The 21,121-nt window shown below is 64.2% G+C and carries 16 protein-coding genes; all 16 read left to right on the top strand.

Annotation, left to right across the window (positions count from 1 at the left end; translation table 11 throughout):
* Nucleotides 1–39 precede the first annotated feature (39 nt).
* The 16 genes from SAC06_RS08480 (at nucleotide 40) to rpmC (ending at nucleotide 21,118) form a co-directional block, all read left to right on the top strand.
* Entirely contained in the window at nucleotides 40–1,557 is a 1,518-nt protein-coding gene (locus SAC06_RS08480) for a SpaH/EbpB family LPXTG-anchored major pilin (RefSeq protein ID WP_350257864.1), read from the top strand.
* Between the two features lie 143 nt (nucleotides 1,558–1,700).
* Nucleotides 1,701–2,615 carry a class C sortase gene (locus SAC06_RS08475; protein WP_350257863.1) on the top strand — a complete coding sequence of 305 codons (915 nt, stop codon included), beginning with the start codon at nucleotides 1,701–1,703 and terminating at the stop codon, nucleotides 2,613–2,615.
* Nucleotides 2,616–2,739: 124 nt separating this feature from the next.
* The gene (locus SAC06_RS08470; RefSeq protein ID WP_350257862.1) at nucleotides 2,740–3,951 is read left to right on the top strand and encodes a hypothetical protein; all 1,212 of its coding nucleotides are present in this window, start codon (nucleotides 2,740–2,742) and stop codon (nucleotides 3,949–3,951) included.
* On the top strand, nucleotides 3,948–5,288 hold the full coding sequence (locus SAC06_RS08465) for a hypothetical protein (protein WP_350257861.1): 1,341 nt from the start codon (nucleotides 3,948–3,950) through the stop codon (nucleotides 5,286–5,288). The genes SAC06_RS08470 and SAC06_RS08465 overlap by 4 nt, the downstream gene beginning before the upstream one ends.
* Nucleotides 5,281–6,711, top strand: a complete 1,431-nt coding sequence (locus SAC06_RS08460; RefSeq protein WP_350257860.1) for a multicopper oxidase domain-containing protein — start codon at nucleotides 5,281–5,283, stop codon at nucleotides 6,709–6,711. Before SAC06_RS08465 ends, SAC06_RS08460 begins: the two co-directional genes overlap by 8 nt.
* A gap of 941 nt (nucleotides 6,712–7,652) precedes the next feature.
* Nucleotides 7,653–15,302, top strand: a complete 7,650-nt coding sequence (locus SAC06_RS08455) for a DUF5979 domain-containing protein (protein ID WP_350257859.1) — start codon at nucleotides 7,653–7,655, stop codon at nucleotides 15,300–15,302.
* 805 nt (nucleotides 15,303–16,107) lie between these two features.
* A complete protein-coding gene (rpsJ, locus tag SAC06_RS08450) occupies nucleotides 16,108–16,416 on the top strand; it encodes a 30S ribosomal protein S10 (protein ID WP_009408775.1) in 309 nt (102 codons plus the stop codon).
* Nucleotides 16,417–16,427: 11 nt separating this feature from the next.
* Nucleotides 16,428–17,093: a 50S ribosomal protein L3 gene (gene rplC / locus SAC06_RS08445; protein WP_350257858.1), complete on the top strand. Its 666-nt coding sequence runs from the start codon at nucleotides 16,428–16,430 to the stop codon at nucleotides 17,091–17,093.
* A gap of 2 nt (nucleotides 17,094–17,095) precedes the next feature.
* Complete coding sequence (rplD, locus tag SAC06_RS08440; RefSeq protein WP_350257857.1) at nucleotides 17,096–17,764, top strand: 50S ribosomal protein L4; 669 nt, start codon at nucleotides 17,096–17,098, stop codon at nucleotides 17,762–17,764.
* On the top strand, nucleotides 17,761–18,063 hold the full coding sequence (rplW, locus tag SAC06_RS08435; RefSeq protein ID WP_350257856.1) for a 50S ribosomal protein L23: 303 nt from the start codon (nucleotides 17,761–17,763) through the stop codon (nucleotides 18,061–18,063). Before rplD ends, rplW begins: the two co-directional genes overlap by 4 nt.
* A 24-nt stretch (nucleotides 18,064–18,087) precedes the next feature.
* The gene (rplB, locus tag SAC06_RS08430; protein ID WP_350257855.1) at nucleotides 18,088–18,924 is read left to right on the top strand and encodes a 50S ribosomal protein L2; all 837 of its coding nucleotides are present in this window, start codon (nucleotides 18,088–18,090) and stop codon (nucleotides 18,922–18,924) included.
* A gap of 14 nt (nucleotides 18,925–18,938) precedes the next feature.
* Nucleotides 18,939–19,220: a 30S ribosomal protein S19 gene (rpsS, locus tag SAC06_RS08425; RefSeq protein WP_350257854.1), complete on the top strand. Its 282-nt coding sequence runs from the start codon at nucleotides 18,939–18,941 to the stop codon at nucleotides 19,218–19,220.
* Nucleotides 19,221–19,245: 25 nt separating this feature from the next.
* Complete coding sequence (rplV, locus tag SAC06_RS08420) at nucleotides 19,246–19,614, top strand: 50S ribosomal protein L22 (RefSeq protein ID WP_350257853.1); 369 nt, start codon at nucleotides 19,246–19,248, stop codon at nucleotides 19,612–19,614.
* Nucleotides 19,615–20,460, top strand: a complete 846-nt coding sequence (rpsC, locus tag SAC06_RS08415; protein ID WP_350257852.1) for a 30S ribosomal protein S3 — start codon at nucleotides 19,615–19,617, stop codon at nucleotides 20,458–20,460.
* A gap of 5 nt (nucleotides 20,461–20,465) precedes the next feature.
* Nucleotides 20,466–20,885 carry a 50S ribosomal protein L16 gene (rplP, locus tag SAC06_RS08410; RefSeq protein ID WP_350257851.1) on the top strand — a complete coding sequence of 140 codons (420 nt, stop codon included), beginning with the start codon at nucleotides 20,466–20,468 and terminating at the stop codon, nucleotides 20,883–20,885.
* Nucleotides 20,885–21,118 carry a 50S ribosomal protein L29 gene (rpmC, locus tag SAC06_RS08405; protein ID WP_350257850.1) on the top strand — a complete coding sequence of 78 codons (234 nt, stop codon included), beginning with the start codon at nucleotides 20,885–20,887 and terminating at the stop codon, nucleotides 21,116–21,118. The genes rplP and rpmC overlap by 1 nt, the downstream gene beginning before the upstream one ends.
* Nucleotides 21,119–21,121 lie beyond the last annotated feature (3 nt).

Here is a 21,121-nt window from a genome sequence, read left to right as displayed (position 1 = left end):
TCCGCGCCGGGGCAGGAACACACAGTGAAAGGAATGCAAATGAGCATCATTACTAATAGCCGGGGGAGGCGGTTGGTAGCTGCTCTCGGCGCGGCTGGGCTCGGGCTGGTCACCATGACCGGACTGGCCTTTGCGGCCGATGACGAACCAGTCACTCCGTCAGTAGCTAACATCGACGGGCAGCACCCGACCAGCCTGGAGATCCGGAAGTATGCCACCCCGGATCAGGCTTGGGACTTTGCTGCCAACGGCAAGGCAGTTGACGTACCCGACGACGCGGTCCCGCTGATGGGGGTCCAGTTCGAGGTCGTTCCGGTCAACTCCATCGCCACCGGTCCGCGCGCCGGCGACCTGGATCTGCTGTCTGCCGACGGCTGGGATCGGGCAGAGGGCTTGGACGCGGACGCGGTCAAGGCTGACTACCTGGGCGCCGGAGGAATGTACACCTACGGCACTCCGGTCACCCTGACCACCGATGGTGACGGGATGGCCATGCAGTCCCTGCCCCAGGGCCTGTACCTGGTCCGCGAGGTCAGCCCGGGTAACAACCCGGTCTCGATGATCTCCCCGCCCACCCTGGTCACCCTGCCCTACCCGGATGCGGACAGTGCCTCCTGGCTCTACGACGTGGTGATCTACCCCAAGAACGACCTGTCAACCGACACGATTGACAAGGAAGTCATGGACCCCGACACCATTGTTCAGCCCGATGGGATGACCGACTGGAAGATCACGGTGCCGCTGGTGGGTTACAACCCGGATGAGGGGATCACCTCGTTCATGGTCAACGACCCGCTGGACTCGCGCCTGACCTACGTGGATGGCTCCGCGGTGGTCAAGATCCTCAACGATGGCACCCAGGTGGGGTCGGATCTGGTCGCCGGAACCGACTACACGGTCACCGTTGACAGCTCCAACAAGCTGGTGCTGACGATGGAGGAGTCGGGCTTGGCCAAGCTCAATGAGAACCCGGCCAGCCACGTGGAGGTCACCATCACCACCGCGGTCAACGGGGACGGCATCGTTGAAAACCACGTTGACGGCGTGGTGAACAACTGGACCACCGAGATCGTCCCGGGCGAAGGGCCAACCACCAACTGGGCCACCCTGGAAGTGCTGAAGTACGCCGGGGAGGATCAGTCCATGACCCTGCAGGGTGCGGAGTTCCAGATCTACCGCAACCACGTGGTCGACGGTGAGGACGCAGCCGATGAGTCCGAGCTGGTGGGCACCTACACCACCGGCGCCGACGGCACCTTCGATGTCACCCTCTGGGTCGGCAACAACGCGGACATGAGCGAGGTCTACTGGGTGAAGGAAACCATGGCTCCGACCGGCTACGTGCTGCCCGCCAACCCCTGGTCCATGGTCACCCTGACGGCGGACGCCAACGCCACCGTCACGGTCCACCCGGTCTCCAACGTCAAGCACACCGGTCCGGCCCTGCCGATCACCGGGGCCAACGGCCAGTTGCTGATGATGGGCGGAGGCCTGGCCCTGGTCCTGCTTGGTGGCGGCGCCGCCCTGGTGTCGCGCAAGCGCAACCCGAAGGCCTAACAGCCAAAGGTGACTGAGCCGAGGCCGAATCAGTCACCGCCTGAGAAGACTGGTGGCGGGAAGACAGCCCTTCCCGCCACCAGCGCTGTTTGCGCCCTTTTTCCGGCGGGCCCCTCCGCCTCGTCCTCTGAGGAAAGCACAAAATGAGCCAAGTTGAGTCCCCTCCCCACCCGTACCGGTCGCGGCGGGCCCACCAGCACCAACCTGCCCGTCGGCGTCGGTGGCGTCCGCGCTGGATCACGCTGATCGCCGCCGGCTTGGTTTGGCTTGGGCTGCTGATCTTCCTCTACCCGACCGTGGCGGCCTGGTTCACCCAGTACGCCCAGTCGAAGGTGGTGGCGAACTACCAGCAGGATGTGGTTAGCGCCAACCCATCGCGGGCCGAGCAGCTGGAGAACGCCGACAAGTACAACGCCGCCCTGATTTCCGGGGCGGTGCTGGCTCGGAATGCGCACGTGCCCGAGGGGAAGGGCCAGGTTCCCGAGGGGGTGTTGCCCTACGACCAGCAGCTACAGGTGGGCCCGGGTGGGCTGATGGCCCGCCTCCAAATTCCCGCCATCGACCTGGACCTGCCCGTCTACCACGGGACGGCCGACTCCACCCTGCTGCGGGGGCTCGGTCACCTAGAGGGGACCTCCCTGCCGGTGGGTGGGGAGGGAACCCGAGCGGTCATCACCGGTCACCGCGGCCTGGCCAGCGCCACCATGTTCACCAACTTGGATCGGGTGCAGCTGGGCGACTCCATCACCCTGGAGGTGCTGGGGGAGGTGCTGGCCTACCGGGTGATCGACAAGAAGGTGGTTGAACCCGAAGAGACCGAGGCGCTGCGCGAAGAGCCCGGGCAGGACCTGCTGACCCTGGTCACCTGCACCCCGCTGGGGATCAACACGCACCGGATCCTGGTCACGGCCGCCCGGGTGCTCCCGACCCCTCCCGAGCAGGTGGCGGCAATGGAGGGCGACCCCACGGTGCCCCATTTCCCGTGGTGGGCGGTGATCCTCGTCGGGTCGACCGCGGTCCTGTGCACCTATGTTTGGCGGACCGGACGCCGCGACTGAATCCCCGGAAAACTGGGCCTGATCGGGGCGGGGACTCCCGGTTTGTCGGACGGGGTGAAGAAGTAGACAAACCCCACTGCTTCCTACCTGGCCATTGGGTCCGGATTTTAACTACGGTAGTAGTGTGAAAAAAGATTCAGCGTCGAACGAGGTTGAACAACCGCGTCCAACTCCGGTGCATCCGCCCGCAGCGACTCCGCGCGTCCCCCGGGGACGACTGCTGCTGCTGGCAGGCGGAGGGTTGGGTCTGCTGGCCGGTCTGAACGCGGCCCTGCTCCGGTTGGGCCTGGCGGCCCCGGTTCAGTCCGACAGCCTGGCCAGCCTGCACGGCATCTTGATGCTGTACGGGTTCCTGGGTACCGCGATCACCCTGGAGCGGGCGGTGGCCCTCCAGTCTGATCGGGAAGCCTTCACCGTGTGGGCCTACCTGTCACCCGCTGCCAGTGCGCTGGCGGTCCTGGCTGCCCTGCTGGGACTGGCTCAACCCGACCTGTTCGGTTCCCACCTGGGGCCCGGGCTGCTGTGGACCCTGTCGATGGTGACGCTGGTGGCGATCTACCTGGTCATCTGGCGGCGCCAGCAAACCGTCTTCCTCCTGATCCAAATCCTCGGCGCTGTGGCCGGGGCCGTGGGAGTGGCGCTGTGGGCCCGAGGCCTGGAGATTCCCCTGGTGCTTCCCTGGTGGGCCGCCTTCATTGTTCTCACTATCGTCGGGGAGCGGCTAGAGCTGGCCCGGATCGCCTTTGCCGGCGGCACCACCGAGATGCGGGTCCTGCTGGAATCACTCCTCTACTTCTTGGCGCTGGTCGCCACCCTCTTCACCCCGGCTTGGGGCTACCCGCTGATGGGATTGGCCCTCGGCCTGCTGATGCTGGACGTGGGCTACCACGACATTGCACGCCGGACTGTCCACACCGCGGGGCTGACCAAGTTCATGGCCGCCTCGATGCTGGCCGGTTACGGCTGGGCCCTGCTCGCGGCCGGAATCTGGGTGGTGCGCGGACCCGTCCTGTCCGGCTACGGCTACGACACGGTGGTTCACGCGCTCACGATCGGGTTCGGCCTGTCCATGGTGATGGCTCACGCCCCGGTGATCGTGCCGGCCGTCGTGCGCCGACCGGTGCCGTACCACCCGATCATGTGGGCCATCTGGGCTCTGCTCCAGGGTGGGCTGCTGGTTCGCGTGCTCGGTGGGGCGCGCGCCACCTGGGGGCAGCCGTCGGCCGAGGTGGCCTGGCAGTTTGGCGGGGCGGTCGACGTGCTCACCGTCCTGGTCTTCGTCCTCTCGACCCTGACCCTGATCATTTGGCACGGGCGAAAGGATCGGACGCGATGAGCATTCCGCTCAGCGGCGGGGCCACCGGCCCAACCGGTCCCGGTTCACAACCGTCCAACCGGCCGCGTCGAACCCGAGTCGATCGGATCACCACCATGTGGATGATCCTGGCGGCCCTGATCCTGGCCTACTCGTTTGTGTTTGGGGGCCAACTGAACCAACAGTGGTGGACTACGGTCCACCTGATTACCCTCGGGGTGATCACCAACGCTATTTTGCAGTGGTCCTGGTATTTCTCCCGCTCACTGCTGCGCCTCCCCCCGAGCGACAAACACTCGGGCGCGCACCAAACCGCCCGCCAGGTGCTGTTCAATCTGGCGCTGGTGGAGCTGGTGGCCGCCATGTGGCTGGCCTCCCCGGTTGGCGCGGTGATCGGGGCGACCGCGATCGGCCTGATCGTGGCTTGGCACGTGGTGGCGCTGGTGCTGGCCGGCCGCTCGGCGCTGGCGGCGCGCTTCGCCGTAATCATTCGCTACTACACCGCGTCGGGGGCCTTCCTGGTGGTGGGCACCATCTACGCCAGCCTGCTGACGATCGTGTTGCTCTCGCCGGATCCACCCGCAGAACTGGTTCGCATTCAAGGCGGCCTGACCGTGGCTCACGCCCTGGTCAATGGCCTGGGCTGGGTGGGCCTTACTATTGCCGGCACCCTGGTCACGCTCGGGCCGACGGCGCTGCGGACCCGGATGGCCGACGGGGCCGTCACCCGGGCCGTGCAGATTCTGCCGGTCCTGATCGCGGCGCTGCTGGTCGCCACCGTGGCTGCCACCTTCGGGCTGCTGGCGCTGGCCGGCCTGGCGATTCTGGTCTATGCGGCCGCCCTGGTCTGGGGGATCGGTCTGCCCCTGCTGCAGGTGGCGGTCCGCAAGCCGCTGGCCGAATATGCTTCCTGGAACTTTGCCGCGGGGATCCTCTGGTTCGCCGTTGGTTTGGTTTGGCTGGCAGCCGAGCTGGCCTGGGCACCCGGTGCCGATGCATTCCGGGAGTCCTCCCGGCTGGTGGTGGGGATCCTCGGGGTCGGCGGGGTGCTGCAGATCCTGATCGGCGCCCTCAGCTACCTGCTGCCGGTCGTCGTTGGGGGCGGGCCGACACCGGTCCGGGTCGGCAATGCCACCCTGCAGGTGGCGGGTGGCCTGCGCCTGGCGGTTCGAAACGCCGGGCTGCTGCTGGCAGCATTTGCCGGTTTGAGCGGGGTGGAGTCCACGCTCCTGACCGGGATTTGGGCCGGTCTGATTATCGTGTCGTTCCTGGGTGACATCGCTGCCATGGGGGCGGCCGGGGTGCGCCAGGCTAAAGCTAAACGTGAACCGACCCATGAAGGGGGAATCCGTGGTTGAAAAGCAGAAAGTGACGGTGGCGCAGGGGGCCTCCGCAGTCTTGGGAATCGTGATTGTGGCCGTCCTGGCCCTCGCGGCTGCCCTGATCTCGCCGTCCCTGGTCTCTGGCACCGGCTCCGAGCCGGCCGCTGGCTCCGGTTCAGCGCCGGCCTCCTCGGCCAGTTCGGCCACCGGCCAAACCACGGAAGTGACCGTGACGGTGGACGGGATGCGCTTTGTGCCCGGCACCATCGAAGTTCCCGCCGGCAACAACCTGGTGGTGAACTTTGAGAACACGGGCGATCAGCGGCACGACCTGGTGTTTGCCAACGGTGTCGCGACCGAGGCGTTGGCACCGGGCGCGTCGGCCCGCCTCGACGTCGGCGTGATCACCTCGAATCTGGACGGCTGGTGCTCCCTGCCCGGGCACCGACAGATGGGCATGGTCCTGGAGGTGGTGGCCACCGGCAGTGAAAGCGAAACCACGGATCAGATGGGGATGGGGCACGAGGGGATGGACCACTCGGCCACCGCCTCGGCTATGCCGACCATGGCCGACCTGATGGACGAGGCGACCAAGCATGATCCCTACCCGGCCCGGGTTGAGCCGCTGCCGCCCGCCGACGGGCCCCAGACGCGCGAGTACACCTTCGAAGTGGTTGAGTCTGAGGAGGACCTGGGGGCCGGAATTGTCCGTCCACTCTGGACTTTTAACGGCACCGGTCCGGGTCCGATTCTGCACGGCAGGGTGGGGGACGAGTTCGTCATCACCCTGGTCAACAACGGGACGATGGGCCACTCGATTGACTTCCATGCCGGCGAGATTGCGCCGGACGAGGTGATGCGGACGATCGAACCGGGCGAGTCCCTGGAGTACCGTTTCACCGCGGGCCGATCGGGAATCTGGATGTACCACTGCGGTACCATGCCGATGACGCTGCACATTGCCAACGGGATGTTCGGGGCGGTCATCATTGAGCCGGACGGGCTGGAACCGGTCGATCAGTCCTATGTCCTGATCCAGTCCGAGTACTACCAGGACGAGGCGGGGAACACCGCCGCCGACAAGTTGAACACGATGATCCCCGACGTGGCCATGTTCAACGGCCGGGCTTTCCAGTACGACGTCCACCCACTTACCGCCAAAGTTGGGGATCGGGTCCGGTTCTGGGTGCTGGACGTGGGGCCGAACTCTCCGCTGGCCTTCCACATTGTCGGCACGCAGTTCGACACCGTCTGGAGCGAGGGGCACTACTCGGTCCATCACGGCCAATCTACCGACGGCCTGACCAAGGGAGTCACCGGGGCGCAGGTGCTGCCGCTGCAGGCTGCTCAGGGCGGCTTTGTCGAGTTGGTGGCCCCGGAGCCGGGCCACTACGCCATCGTGAATCACATTATGACGCTGGCGGAAAAGGGAGCTCACGGGATCTTGCAGGTGGAGTAGCAGCGGGATTGCGGGAGCGGCGCTCGGACCAGGCGGTCCGGGCGCCGTTATGCTACCCGAGCGCGGGTTGGATTGGGCTGGGTTGGATTGGCCGGGTTGGATGGGAATGCAGCCGTGTCCGCACCCGGTCACCTGGAGCCGAGGGGGAGGGCGACCGTGGGGTCCGATCTGAGCCGTACTCAGAGTGGAACGTACCACAGTCTGAAACGGTTTTGAGGTCAGCAGGGACTAAAGGCATGGCTGATTCTGCCTCCGATGGATCCGAAAATCGGGCCGGTTCGGGCCCTGAGGTCACCCGGTCGTCGGCCCGGCCGAAAGCTGAGAGGGCAACCTTCCCACTTTGGTCCGCAAATCCCCGCAGATTGGTCCAGAAATACTTGACATTGGGTGACAGGTAAGGCTGATCTAACTTTCTGTCCGTCGTGGCCGACGATGACCGCCAAGACCATGCGTGTTAATAAATCGGGCTGTTTAGCAATGGAAGTGCACCCGGCTCTGCTGGCAGCAGCGGGCCAGTTTTCGTCAGCGGGCGGGAGTGAGTCGATCGTCTGGGTCGATCGATTCGTGATAACGCAGCTATTTATCACAACGCTTATGAGGGGCTCAATGTGGAATGCCGAAGATGTCATTTAGACACCGGCAAAATGTCTTTTGCATCGGCACTTCCAGGTAAGAGTTTGAACGACATGGCCGGTCAGCGCGGGGGACCGAGCCTCACTGGAGAGGTGTGGGCAGAGGATGGGCAACTATCTAGGCGGCCGTTGTAGTCGACAGACCCCGCACTGCAAGCGGCCCTTCAATTATTTAACACGACCATTCTTTGGATTAAATCTAGCGCTTGGTCTAGGCTAAAGGCGGCTGAGTAACACGTATTTTCGTGGTTGGCTACTGCACGCCCAAAATCGGGCTCCGTTGTGTTAGTAGTTTTTAAGGAGAACCGCATGTCATCCCCTGCACGCCGTCGCGCACGGACGGGTCCGGGTCGTCGTTGGCGCGACCTACTGTTTTCACTGCTGGGAGCCATAGCGCTCCTCATCCCCATGGCCGGTCCGGCGCTCGCCGACCAGTCCGGGGGCACAAGTTCCTCCTCTCAAACCGAGGTGGAATCGAACCCGAGCTCCGAACAGGACCTCGCCCCCGAGGTCACCGCTCCGGAAGGACAGGTAGCTACTCCGCGAGCTGTGGATCCCAACAGCTTGCCGGAGTACTTCAAGGTCCAGAAGACGGTGGACTCGAAGTCAGCGGTCACGCTGGAGCCGGGCCAGACTTTCGAGTACAAGATTCAGGTCTCCTGCTCTGAGGTGGACTGCCTAAACGCTCAGGTAGTGGACATCCTCCCCGACCTGACGGGCTTCCAGGTGCAGGGACTCAGCGCCTGGCCGCAGTCGATTGCTTCCGAGCTGACCTGGCAAAACGCGGCGGGCGAACAGATCGCCCAGCCGCAGGTTCTCCAACAGGGTGACCAGCTCAACGTGGCCTTCCGTCAACCGCTGCCCGGGGGCAAGGTTGGCTTCCCGGTCGCCAACACCTTCTTTATCTCCATCTCGCTGAAGGTACCGAGCGACTTTTCGCCGCTCGACCCGCGCAACAACGAGGTGCTGGTCAACGTGGCCAAGGGCCAGGCCGACAACGCACGCCCGGTCGAGGCTGAAGCCGACATCACCGTCGAAGCTAAGCGTGACATCTCCGTCGCCATCGACAAGACCTGGAACCCGAGTCAGCAGCCGTTTGGCGAGGGAAACCCCTCGATCGTCGACCTGACCGTCACTAACACCTCGAACGTTCCGGTCGACACGCTCCGGGTCACGGATCCGAGCCCGGTGCCCGCCTCCGGCCTGGAGCAGCTGACTTCGGACAACCCCTTCAACGAGGTGGACTTCGTTGGCTTTGGCGGGTCCACTTTCCCGGCCGGGGCCGACCTGGTGCAGGTAGACGCCTACACGCAGGTTGATGGCATCTGGCAGTGGGTCAGTGGTGTTCCGAGCACCGACTTCGTGCTGCCTGAGGGCGTCGTCGCCTCCGAGGTGGGTGGTCTGCAGTTCACCTTCACCGGCGAGCAAATTGCCAACGGCGCCGGTGGAGCCGCGCACCTGCAACTCGAGGTGGCCCAGCGCGCCACCCACCGGTCGGACCAGACCGACTTGTCGCTGGATGGTTACCAGGATCGCAACCTGGCCGAAGCCCAGACCCAAGTGACGGTGGACGACCAGGTGCTGCAAAGCCCGGTGGCGACCGATGACGCCAACTTCCACGTCACCTCGCCCGTGGTGGAAACCACCGTGGTGAAGAACTTCGATCCGGACCGGGTCAGCCAGGGTGTCTCCACCACCGGAACCATTGTTGCAACCAACTCCGGTTCCCCGGTTGCCCAACTGACGGTCAGCGACCGCGACTTCTTCGACGCGGGTCAGGGCAACTGGCAGAAGCGCTTCGGCGGGTTCACCGCCCCGATCACCTTCCCGAGTGGGGCCGAGGCCGGCTCCATCACCTACTACCTATCCGATGGCACCACCCAGATCTTCGAGCTGTTCGAGGACCAGATTCCGGAAGCCCCCGCGCAGAACCAGGCCTTGGTGACCGGCTTTGAGCTGAACTTCAACTCGGGCTCGGCCAACCGCATCGCCTCTGGCGCTGAGGTTCGCGCCCAGTTTGAGGTGAAGACCAACCCGGACCGGTCGGGGGACCAGGGGGAGGTGCGCGTGACCAACCGCGCCGAATCCACCGTCACCTCCGCTAACGGCACCACCGACTCCGATGAGGACACCGCGGTGCTGGAGATCGTTCAGCCGGCCATGACCATCACGCTTGACAAGCAGGTGGTTCCGAACATCACCGTCCTGCCCGGGCAGAACGTGATCGTCCAACTGGGCACCACCGCCAAGCCGTCGGTCGGCACCGGGGTGAAGGACCTGCAGATCACCGATCAGGCGAACCCGGAGGTCACCAACGACTTCTGGAACGCCTTCAACGTGAACTCGATCCGCCCGACTCAGATTCCGGCCGGGTACAACCTGCAGGTGGCCGTCCTATCTGGCGATGTCTGGACCGAGCTGAGCCTGCCCGACCTGGGCGACGTTTCGAAGGAACGACTCCTGGTTATGGACGAGGCGGACTTCACCGCGGCCCTGGCCTCGGCGGGGCTCACCTCGGACGACGTCACCGGGATCACCTTCGACCTAACCGCCGCCGACGGCGTCGGAATCATCGGCAACCTCAGCGTCAAGCCAAACGTGGGCTTTGAGGCTCGTGCCCAACTGCGGACCGGGGGAGACATTCCCGCGGGCAAGACCACCTATCAGAACCAGGCCATGGCTCAGGGGACCGGCCATCCTCCGGTGGGACCGGACGTCCCGTCCGGACCGGTCGAGGACCAGGGCACCGGCTCAGTTGAGGATCCTTCCCAGTCTGGTGGGCCCGGTGGATCGACCTACCTGGCCAAGAAGTGGGGACAGGACTGGGTCCTGTCGCTGACCGGGATGAGTCGAAACACCACGATCACCTGGAACGTGGACAGCGGTCACAACCAGGTGGTGGTCTCGGATCCGGGTTCAAGCATCGGCCCGGTTTCCCAGTCGGTATTCAACGCTTTCAACCTGACCGGGATCTCAGGCCTGGCGGTCAACAACACCCCCTACACCAATGGCTGGTACCTCAAGTGGGATCGCATCTCCCAGGTGGAGCTGTACAACTCGAACACCGGAGCCTGGGAAGTAGTGCCGGCTCCCGAGGGGTCGTGGCAGCGGGCTGACCGTTCCTTCAAGGGATACAACCTGAACGCAGACCAGCAGGGCACCACCACCGGCGTTCGGCTGACCGTCGTTCCGGACGACGCGGCACGGGCAGCCAGCACCGATCCCCTCGCCCCGCGGGTGGGTTCCGGCGTGACCGGCGGCCTGTCGACCGGTGGGGCCAACAACTCCACCAACCGTGCGTTCGTCCTCAACTGGGAGATTCGCGACCGGGCCCGCCAGCAGGCGGACGGAAACCCGTGGGTCACCGGCCAGCGCGCCTACAACGTGACCAACGATGAGGAGCAGCCGGTCAAGGCCCTGGTTCGCAACACGACCAGCCTGTCCGACGAAAACTCCGTGCTGGATACCGCCTGGGCCGACATCACGATCCTCGATCCCGTGGCCAACGTGAAGGTGGCCAAGTCGGCCAACCCGACCAACCTGGTGGTGCCCAAGCCCGGCTCGGTGGCACCCGAAAACTACCCGACCACCTCGTTCACCGTGACCGCCAACAATGCGGCCGGTGAGGGAAGCAATCCGGAAGCCTCCAAGGCCTCCCTGGCCCAGTGGGTTCGCCTGATCGACCCGAACTGGTGCCAGTCAACCGAGGACTGCCTGGTGGAAAACACCACCGAGGGCGCCCGGTCGAATCCGTGGCTGAACCTGCCGGCGGGGGCCAAGCTGGGCGAGTACGACTCGTTCAACTGGCTGAACCTGACCAAGCTGACGATTACCACCTCGAAACCCGAGCAGATCAACCAGGACGCCACGCTCGTGTACCTGCTGCGCTACCAAAATGGCGAACTGGTCCCCGACGAGGGCTCCATCACCATGACGCAGGCCAATGCGCTGAGCCGCGAAGACCTGGCTGACGTCGTTGGATACGCGGTGGTGTTTACCTCGAACGTGCGGCCCGGCCCTTCCGGTGGGGGCGGGATGATCTCGCCTGACAACAACCTGAAGGTGGTGGTCGACACCCAGCTGCGGAGCACCGAACGGATCGACGGTTCCCCCGTCTCGGTCAAGCCCAACAGCTTTGTCTCCAATGAGAACACGGTGTTTGCTCAGGGGATTCGTCCCGAAGGGGTGGGTCCCAACGACCACGCCGGAGCCAACTCTGAAGCTCAGGTGCGCCTGTCGGGCGAAACGGTCGACGTACGACCCACCAAGACGATCGAGCCGGAAGTGCTCTATGAGCCCACCCGCGACGAGACCGTCCAGGTGAGGATCGGTGCCGACCAGGGCTCCACCTCGAACGCCTCACCCTGGAAGGTGGTGCTGGAGGACTACCAGGCCAACAGTTCCTTCTGGAACCTGATCGACCTGGATCAAATCCAGACGGTGGTCGCGCCCAAGGGGGCTGACCTGGTTCAGATCGACGCCCACGTTTACGGCGCCGACTGGGTGGAGGGGACGCCGCAGCCCGTGGCCGGCCCCAACTACCAGCTGCCCGCATCGGTGGTCAGTGACCAGGTCGACGGCCTCAGGTTCACCTTCACCAAGTCCGGGCCGGTGGACGAAGACGGCAAGGGGCCGATCTTCTCAGCCACTAACAACCCCGCTTGGCAGGCGAACGTCCTGTTCACCGCGAACCTGCGTGAGACGGCGCGTTCGGGTGGGGACGTCGACTTCCCGCACGAGCCGGTAGCGAACCACCTGGTGGCGCAAAGCTTCGGGAAACTGTCCCAGTCGGCTCGTCCGAGCACCCAGGATGACCTCCGCCTCGAAGCTGGCTCACACGAGCTGGCGATCGGCAAGCTCACCAACGAAGGGCAACGCCAGGTCTCCGGTGGCGCCACCGTGCCCTGGGATATCGTGGTCAAGAACCAGGGGACCGGCTTCATTACCCTGACCGAAGTGGTGGACAAGCTGCCCGCCCTGCTCGACTACACCGGTGAGAGTGCATCCAGCGGTCCGGGTGTCAGCTACACCCTGCCCGAGGGAATGGCCGAGCCGCAGATGTCGCTGTCCGAGGACGGCAAGACGCTCAGCTTCACCTGGGCCGACAACTCTGCGCGCCTGCGCCCGGGTCAGGAAGTCCAGATCCGCGTTTGGCTGGAGCTGCAGCCGGGAATCTTCTCTGGCCAGCTGGTCTACAACACCGCGGACGTGGTGACGAAGGAGACGCTGGATCGGGTCACCCCGTACCAGTTCACCGAGGCCGATGGCGACAAGTACCTGGCGGACATCACGGTTCCGGCCGAGCTGAACCACGGCGCCAGCACCAAGGACTACATCTCGGTCTTCGCCGGGAGCTCGATCCAGGTCTACAAGGGGGTGTCGGGGTCCCTGCCGGGCGCCGTCAACTCCGTTGATCCGACCCAGATTTGCGGCACTTTCGTGGGGCTGGACGGGAAGAGCTACTACCGGAGCCCCTGCGTGGCCAACTCGATGCAGGAGGGGACTGACACCTGGAGCCTGCGGGTAGCCAACACCGGAACCACCGGCGACTTCCCGCTGTTCTGGATTTACGATCAGCTCCCCACCCCGGGGGACAGCTTCCTGGTTTCGGGGGACCCGCGCGGCTCCCAGTTCCGTCCGGTGCTGACCGGTCGCCCGCAGGTGCTGGTGAACGGACAGGTTGACGAGCAGTTCCTCAGTCAGCTCGAACTGCAGGTGACCTACGCCGAGGCCAACGTCTGTCGGAACAGTTGGACCAACTACACCCCGGCGCTTGACGGGAACAACTCGTTGACCGGTGGTCCGTGTACCCAATCTGGCGAGCAGTGGCAGGTGGCGGACGACTCCACCAACTGGGAGCAGGTCACTGGCCTGCGGTTCCGCTACCTCAACCAGGAGGCGCAGGACAACTTCCGGCCGGGCGCGATCGTGGATATCTACTACCAGACCAAGAACGTGCTGGCATCCACGGAAGATCCCGCCGGAGCAGAACGGGTGATCCCGGTTGATCCGGGCCAGCGAGCCTGGAACCAGTTCGGCGTGAACTACATGCCTGCTGCCGGGCAGGGCCGCCCCGACAAGGTGGCTCCGAACCTGGTGGGGGTCCAGCTCCTGGCCGGCTCGCTGGAAGTCAACAAGACCGTAACCGGTCCGGCCTCTGCGTACGCGCCGGATGCTTTCACCGCCTCGGTCAGCTGTATTTCCGGTGACGGGGTTCCGCTCCAGTTCAAGGTTGAGGATCAGGTGGCCGACACCCGCCAGGTGACCCTCACCCGGCAGGAAGACGGCAGCTATGCGGGCGAGCGGATCTACGGGATTCCCGTGGGCGCCTCCTGCACGGTGTCTGAAGACGGTAGCCTCGGCCAGTTTGGTGAGGCGGATCGGACCCAGCCGCAGACCGTCACCATCACCGAAGCCGACACCGAGTTCAACGACGGGCAGCTGCCCACGAACCCGGTTCCCGAGCTGCAGGTAGTGGACCTGACCAACGATTACCAGTGGGCGGGCCTGAGCGTGACTAAGAAGGTCGACACCCTGGCCGATCGCGGCAACTTCGGACCGTTCGACTTTGAGCTCACCTGCCAGACCAGCAACGGGACCCCGGTCACCTTCGGTGAGGAGGACCGGACCACGTTCACGCTGTCGCGGGACGAAACCTGGACGGCCCCCGAGGCCACCATCCCCTGGGGATCGGTCTGCCAGCTGCAAGAGGTCGATCGGGGCGGAGCCGCCCACGTCGTGGTGACCGGAACCAACGTGACGGACACCGGGGCGGGCAGTGCCCAGATCAAGGTGACCGGCACGGAGGAGGATCCGACCGCGGCCGTGTTCGCCACCGTCACCAACGAGTTCCCGGCTGGAGCACTGGTGGTCACCAAGGTGGTGGACGGCGCCGGAGCTGAAACCTACGGCTCCGGAAAGTTCGACTTCACCGCGGTATGCCAGTACAACGGAGAGACGGTGCTGGACGAGGCATTCTCTCTGGCCGGCGGCGAAAACCAAGTGTTCGGGATCTTCCCGGCGGGCACCGAATGCCAGGTGCTTGAACACACGACCGGGGGCGCCACCAGCGCCATCCTGGACGGGGAAGAGGGCAAGGTCGTGATCTCCGGGCCGACCGAAGAAATACCGGTGCTCGGCCTGACTCACGTCACCGCCACCAACACCTTTGACACCGGATCCTTGCGGATCAGCAAGGTTCGGGATGGGGCCGGGGCCGAGAAGTACGGGGCCGGACCGTTCGAAGCTCAGGTGGCGTGCAGCTACCAGGCTGACGGCGAGCGAGTGGATATCGATCTGCCCGCTGACGGCCAGGTGACCCTGTCGGCTGAAAACAACTACCAGGCCGTGTTCGACAACCTGATTGTCGGAGCCGAATGCTCGGTGGTGGAGACACAGACCGGCGGTGCCCACGAAAGCACCATCGATCCTGAAGGTGGTCTGGTCACCATCGACGAGTCCGAGCAGGAAGTTCAGGTCCAGCTGACCAACACGTTCCACGTTGGGGATCTGGAGGTCGTCAAGCAGGTGGCCGGTGACGGAGCTGCCCAGAAGGGAGCCGGCCCGTTCGAAGTCCAGGTGACCTGTCTGGCCGGTGAAGGCGACGACGAGTGGCAGTTGGATCTGCCCGAAGGCGGCGTCTACTCGCTCTCGAAGCAGAACGACTACCGAGTTCGCCTTGACGATCTGTACGCGGGAGCCCGCTGCACCGTGGAGGAAACGGACAACGGCGGGGCCGACCGAACCGTGATGGATCCGAAGGACGGGGTGATCGAGGTGGGAGCGGATCAGACCGCGACCGTCACCATCACCAACTACTTCGATCCGGACGAGCTGGCGGACACCGGTGCGAACGTGGCGCGAGCTGCCGCCTGGGCCGTGCTGCTGCTGGGTGGAGGCGGACTGGCCCTCTGGCTGGCCAGCCGACGCCGTCGGCCTGGCTCTGGCCAGGAGGGGTAACCCAGTGAGCCGGTAGCTTCGGCTGTGCGGGCCCGGAACTGACGAACCTGCGGGTTCTGAGGTTCCGGGCCCGGTTGGCGTTTGGGGTGGGTTGGGCTCTCGGCCCGGGTTTTGCCAGTGTTTGGGATGTTTGCCAATTCCTGGTGTTGGCAAACGTGGTCAAGTGCTGGCAAACCTTGGGGGTTCGGGGTGGTTTGGGCCGCCTGGGGCGGGTTTTGCCAGCGTTTGGGGATGTTTGCCAGCTGCGGGCGTTGGCAAACGTGGTCAAGTGCTGGCAAACGTTGGGTGTTTGTGGTGGTTTGGGCCGCCTGGGCTTGGTTTTGCCAGTGTTTGGGGATGTTTGCCAGCAATTCGGCCCCACCGGTGACCCGCACCAAACACTCGCGCCCCAAAAACCATCCCGACGCACTCCTTATATAAGGAGTCAGTCCAGCCGGACCGTGCCCAACTCCACGGGTCCAATCGGTGCCGGTGGCGGTAAACTAGTTGAGCCCAGGCGGGTGTCACCCTCCTAGTTGCCGGACCGATAGTGAGATAGCTATCTTTCGGCAGTTCAGGTAAGGCGTTTCACACGCGTGGGTTGCTAGCGGACTTGCGGCTTTGCCCGCGAATCTGCGAGACTATACAAGTTGCCTCGCCCAGTCGGGGCGAATCCTGGGTAACCAGGATGGGCTTTTCGCCCAAGATCTTTTGACAAGTAGACGGTTCCACTTCCCGGTGGAAGGCGCAAGAGTGTGACTTCGAAGTAAGACACGCCCGAGTGCGGGGACCGCTCACGAATCTGTACGAGAAGAGGTTAGACGGCATGGCGGGACAGAAAATCCGCATCCGGCTCAAGTCATATGACCACGAGGTCATTGACAGCTCCGCGCGCAAGATTGTGGACACCGTACAGCGTGCGGGCGCCACGGTCGTGGGCCCGGTGCCGCTGCCGACCGAAAAGAACGTGTTTGTCGTTATTCGGTCGCCCCACAAGTACAAGGACAGCCGCGAGCAGTTTGAGATGCGCACCCACAAGCGGCTGATTGACATTATTGATCCGACGCCCAAGGCCGTCGATTCGCTGATGCGTCTCGATCTCCCGGCTGACGTGAACATCGAGATTAAACTCTGAGGACATCTGCAATGACTACTGACACCAAGCAGGCGGCTGCGCCCGTGAAGGCGCTGCTTGGCCGCAAGCTCGGCATGACCCAGGCCTGGGATGAGAACGGACGTCTGGTCCCCCTGACGGTTGTGCAGGTTGACAAGAACGTCGTGACGCAGATCCGCACCGCTGAAACTGACGGCTACTCGGCAGTTCAGGTCGGATTCGAGGACATCGACCCGCGGCGCGTCACCAAACCTCTCGCTGGCCACTTCGCTAAGGCTGGCGTTTCCCCGAAGCGTCACGTCGCTGAGTTCCGCACTGCGGATGCGGCTGACTATGAGCTCGGACAAGAACTTGATGCCGCGGTGTTTGAGGCTGGCCAGAAGGTCGACGTCTCGGGCAACACCAAGGGCAAGGGTTTTGCCGGTGTGATGAAGCGCCACGGCTTTGCCGGTGGCCCCGCTTCCCACGGCGCCCACAAGATTCACCGTAAGCCCGGTTCGATTGGCGCTTGCGCCACCCCCGGACGCATCTTCAAAGGTCAGCGGATGGCCGGCCGGATGGGTAACGTCCGCAGCACCGTCATGAACCTGACCGTCCAGGGCGTCGACTCCGAGAAGGGCCTGCTCCTGATCAAGGGCGCCGTTCCCGGTCCGAAGAACGCTGTGGTGATGGTTCGCAGCGCCGTGAAGGGAGCGTAGCCATGGCTCAAGATGTTGAACTGCAAGATCGCACCGTCAAAATTGTGAACGCCAAGGGCAATGCCACCCGCTCGACCGCGGAGCTGCCCGGCGAATACTTCGACGTGCCCGTCAACGTGCCGCTGATCCACCAGGTTGTGGTGGCGCAGCTGGCCGCGGCCCGTCAGGGTACCCACGCGACCAAGACTCGCGCGGACGTCTCCGGTGGTGGCCGCAAGCCCTACCGTCAGAAGGGGACCGGCAACGCCCGTCAGGGCTCGATCCGTGCACCTCAGTTCACCGGTGGTGGCGTCGTTCACGGCCCGCAGCCGCGTGACTACTCGCAGCGCACCCCCAAGAAGATGAAGGCTAAGGCCCTGCGTTCGGCTCTGTCGGACCGCGCTCGCAACGATCGCGTTCACGTGATCAACGAGTTCATCACCGGCGCGCCGTCCACGAAGACCGCCAAGGCCATTCTGGAAGCGATTGTCGGCGACCGCTACGTGCTGGTCGTGCTGGACCGCTCCGATGTGAACACCGCTCTGAGCCTGCGCAACCTGCAGCAGGCCGAGGTGGTGTGGGCCGACCAGCTGAACACCTACTCGGTGATGGTGAATGACGATGTCATCTTCACGCCGGCTTCGCTGGCCGCCTACCTGGGTGACTCCGAAGAGAAGGAGCAGGATCAGTGACCGTTGAACTGAGCAAGAACCCGCGCGACATCGTCTTGCGCCCGGTGGTGACTGAGAAGTCCTCTGGCCTGATGGACGAGGGCAAGTACACCTTCGAGGTGGACCCCCGCGCGAACAAGACCGAAATCAAGATCGCGATCGAAAAGATCTTCGGCGTCAAGGTGTCCAAGATTGCGACCCAGAATCGCCAGGGGAAGGTCTACCGCACTCGGGATGGGATCGGCAAGCGCAAGAGCGTCAAGCGCGCCATCGTCACCCTGCGTGAAGGTTCGATCGACGTCTTCGGTGCGGGAAACTGAGAGACCGGAGAATAGAGGAACATCATGGGAATTCGTAAGTACAAGCCCACGACTCCTGGTCGTCGGAACTCGAGTGTCTCGGATTTTGCCGAGATTACCCGCACCACCCCGGAAAAGTCACTGGTTCGCCCCCTGACCAAGAGTGGCGGCCGTAACTCCTACGGTCGGATCACCTCGCGTCACCGCGGTGGCGGACACAAGCGGGCCTACCGCGTGATCGACTTCAAGCGCAACGACAAAGACGGCGTTCCCGCCCGCGTTGCCGAGATCGAATACGATCCGAACCGGACCGCCAACATTGCTCTGCTGCACTACTTCGATGGGGAGAAGCGCTACATCCTCGCCCCGGAGAAGCTGCGTCAGGGAGATGTGGTTGAGAACGGTCCCAAGGCTGACATCAAGCCGGGCAACTGCTTGCCGATGCGCAACATCCCGCTCGGTACCGTGATCCACGCAGTCGAGCTGAACGTCGGTCAGGGAGCCAAGCTGGCTCGCTCGGCCGGGTCCTCGATCCAGCTGGTGGCCAAGGAAGGGCGTTTCGCCCAGCTGCGGCTGCCCTCTGGCGAAATCCGCAATGTCGACATTGATTGCCGCGCCACCATCGGCTCGGTGGGCAATGCCGAACAGGGCAACATTCGCTGGGGCAAGGCTGGCCGGATGCGCTGGAAGGGTCACCGTCCCAAGGTTCGCGGTGTCGCCATGAACCCGGTGGACCACCCGCACGGTGGTGGTGAGGGCCGCACTTCGGGTGGTCGTCACCCAGTGAGCCCGTGGGGTAAGCCGGAAGGCCGCACCCGCAAACCCAACAAGCCGAGCGACAAGTACATCGTTCGTCGTCGTAAGACTGGCAAGAAGCGCTGAAAGGGAGCCTAGCCATGCCACGTAGTTTGAAAAAGGGCCCCTTCGTCGACGCCCACTTGCAGAAGAAGATTGACGAGCAGAACGAGAAGGGCACCAAGACGGTCATCAAGACCTGGTCCCGCCGTTCGATGATCACCCCGGACTTCCTGGGCCACACCTTTGCGGTCCACGATGGCCGCAAGCACGTACCCGTGTTCATTACCGAGGCGATGGTTGGTCACAAGCTCGGGGAGTTTGCCCCGACTCGGACCTTCCGCAGCCACGATAAAGACGATCGCAAAGGGCGGCGCCGCTAGGCGCCCAGCAGAAAGAGGCTAAAACATGGAAGCCAAGGCGCAAGCGCGCTTTGTCCGCGTCACGCCCCAGAAGGCTCGGCGGGTCGTCAATGAGATCCGGGGCAAGTCGGTTCTGGACGCAGCGGACATCTTGCAGTTCGCCCCCCAGCGGGTAGCGAAAGACGTTCGGAAGGTGCTCCTGAGTGCCGTTGCGAACGCGCAGGTCAAAGCAGAGAGCACCGGAGAGAAGTTCAACGAGGCTGAGCTGTGGATCCGCGAGACCTATGTGGACGAAGGACCGACCATGAAGCGGTTCATCGCGAAGGCACAGGGCCGCGCAGGACGAATTCTGAAGCGGACCAGCCACATCACCGTGATCGTTGGCACCAAGGACGAGAAGGAAGGGAATCGCTAAATGGGGCAAAAAGTTAATCCCACTGGATTCCGCCTGGGGATCACCACGGAGCATCGTTCGCGGTGGTTCGCAGATTCGACGACCAAAGGTCAGCGTTACCGCGACTATGTGGCCGAGGATGTAGCGATTCGCAAGATGCTGGCCGACGGCCTGGAGCGGGCTGGCATCTCCAAGGTCGAGATCGAGCGGACCCGTGACCGGGTGCGGATCGATCTGCACACCGCCCGCCCGGGCATCGTCATCGGGCGCCGCGGGGCCGAGGCTGACCGCCTCCGCCAGGACCTGGAGAAGCTGACCGGCAAGCAGGTTCAGCTGAACATCCTCGAGGTGAAGAACCCCGAGATCGACGCCCAACTGGTCGCCCAGGGCGTGGCCGAGCAGCTGGCTGCTCGCGTCTCGTTCCGTCGCGCCATGCGCAAGGCGATGCAGTCGGCGCAGCGTGCGGGGGCCAAGGGTATCCGGGTGCAGGTTTCGGGCCGCCTCGGCGGGGCCGAAATGAGCCGCTCGGAGTTCTACCGCGAAGGCCGTGTTCCGCTGCAGACTCTGCGCGCCAACATCGACTACGGCTTCTTCGAAGCTCACACCACCTTCGGTCGGATCGGCGTGAAGGTTTGGATCTACAAGGGCGACGTCACCGAGCGTGAATTTGCTCGTCAGCAGGCTGAGGCCCACAACCGTGGTGGCAGCCGGCGCGGCGAACGTCGCGGTGGTGGCCGGCGTCAGGGTCGGGGCAACGCTCCCGAGCAGACCGCCGCCCCCGAGGCAGCCCAGCCCGTCAGTAACGAAACCGCGAGCCAGAGTGCGGCCCCGGCCGCCGAGGCGAGCTCTACTGGAACGGAGGCCTGAGCCCAATGCTCATTCCCCGTCGCGTAAAGTACCGCAAGCAGCACCGTCCCGGCCGTGGAGGCATGGCCAAGGGCGGCACCGAGCTGGCGTTTGGTGATTACGGCATTCAGGCCCTCGGCCCCGCCTACCTCACCAACCGGCAGATTGAAGCTGCTCGTATTGCGATGACCCGGCACATCAAGCGTGGTGGCAAGGTTTGGATCACGGTCTTCCCCGATCGTCCCCTGACCAAGAAGCCCGCTGAAACTCGCATGGGTTCAGGTAAGGGTGCCCCCGAATGGTGGGTTGCCCCCGTCAAGCCCGGTCGGATCATTTTCGAACTGGGCGGTGTCGATGAGGCCCTGGCGCGTGAAGCCATGCGTCGGGCCCAGCACAAGCTTCCGATGAAGACCCGTTTTGTGGTTCGTGAGGGTGGTGAAAACTAATGGCAGACAAGGGACTGACCACCGTTGAACTCGATGCGATGGACGACGCCGAGCTGCGTAAGGAGCTCGACAAGGCCAAGGCTGAACTGTTCAACCTGCGCTTCTCCCAGGCCGTTGGTGCCCAGGAAGATTCCGGACGCATGAAGACTGTGCGTCGCAATATTGCCCGCATCTACACGGTTGCGCGTGAGCGAGAACTCGGCTTCCGCACTGCGCCGAGCACTGAGGAGTGAGTT

This window comes from Scrofimicrobium sp. R131 (assembly GCF_040256745.1).
In the GTDB taxonomy this organism is placed as follows: Bacteria; Actinomycetota; Actinomycetes; order Actinomycetales; family Actinomycetaceae; genus Scrofimicrobium; species Scrofimicrobium appendicitidis.
This window is presented reverse-complemented; position numbering and strand designations above follow the sequence as displayed.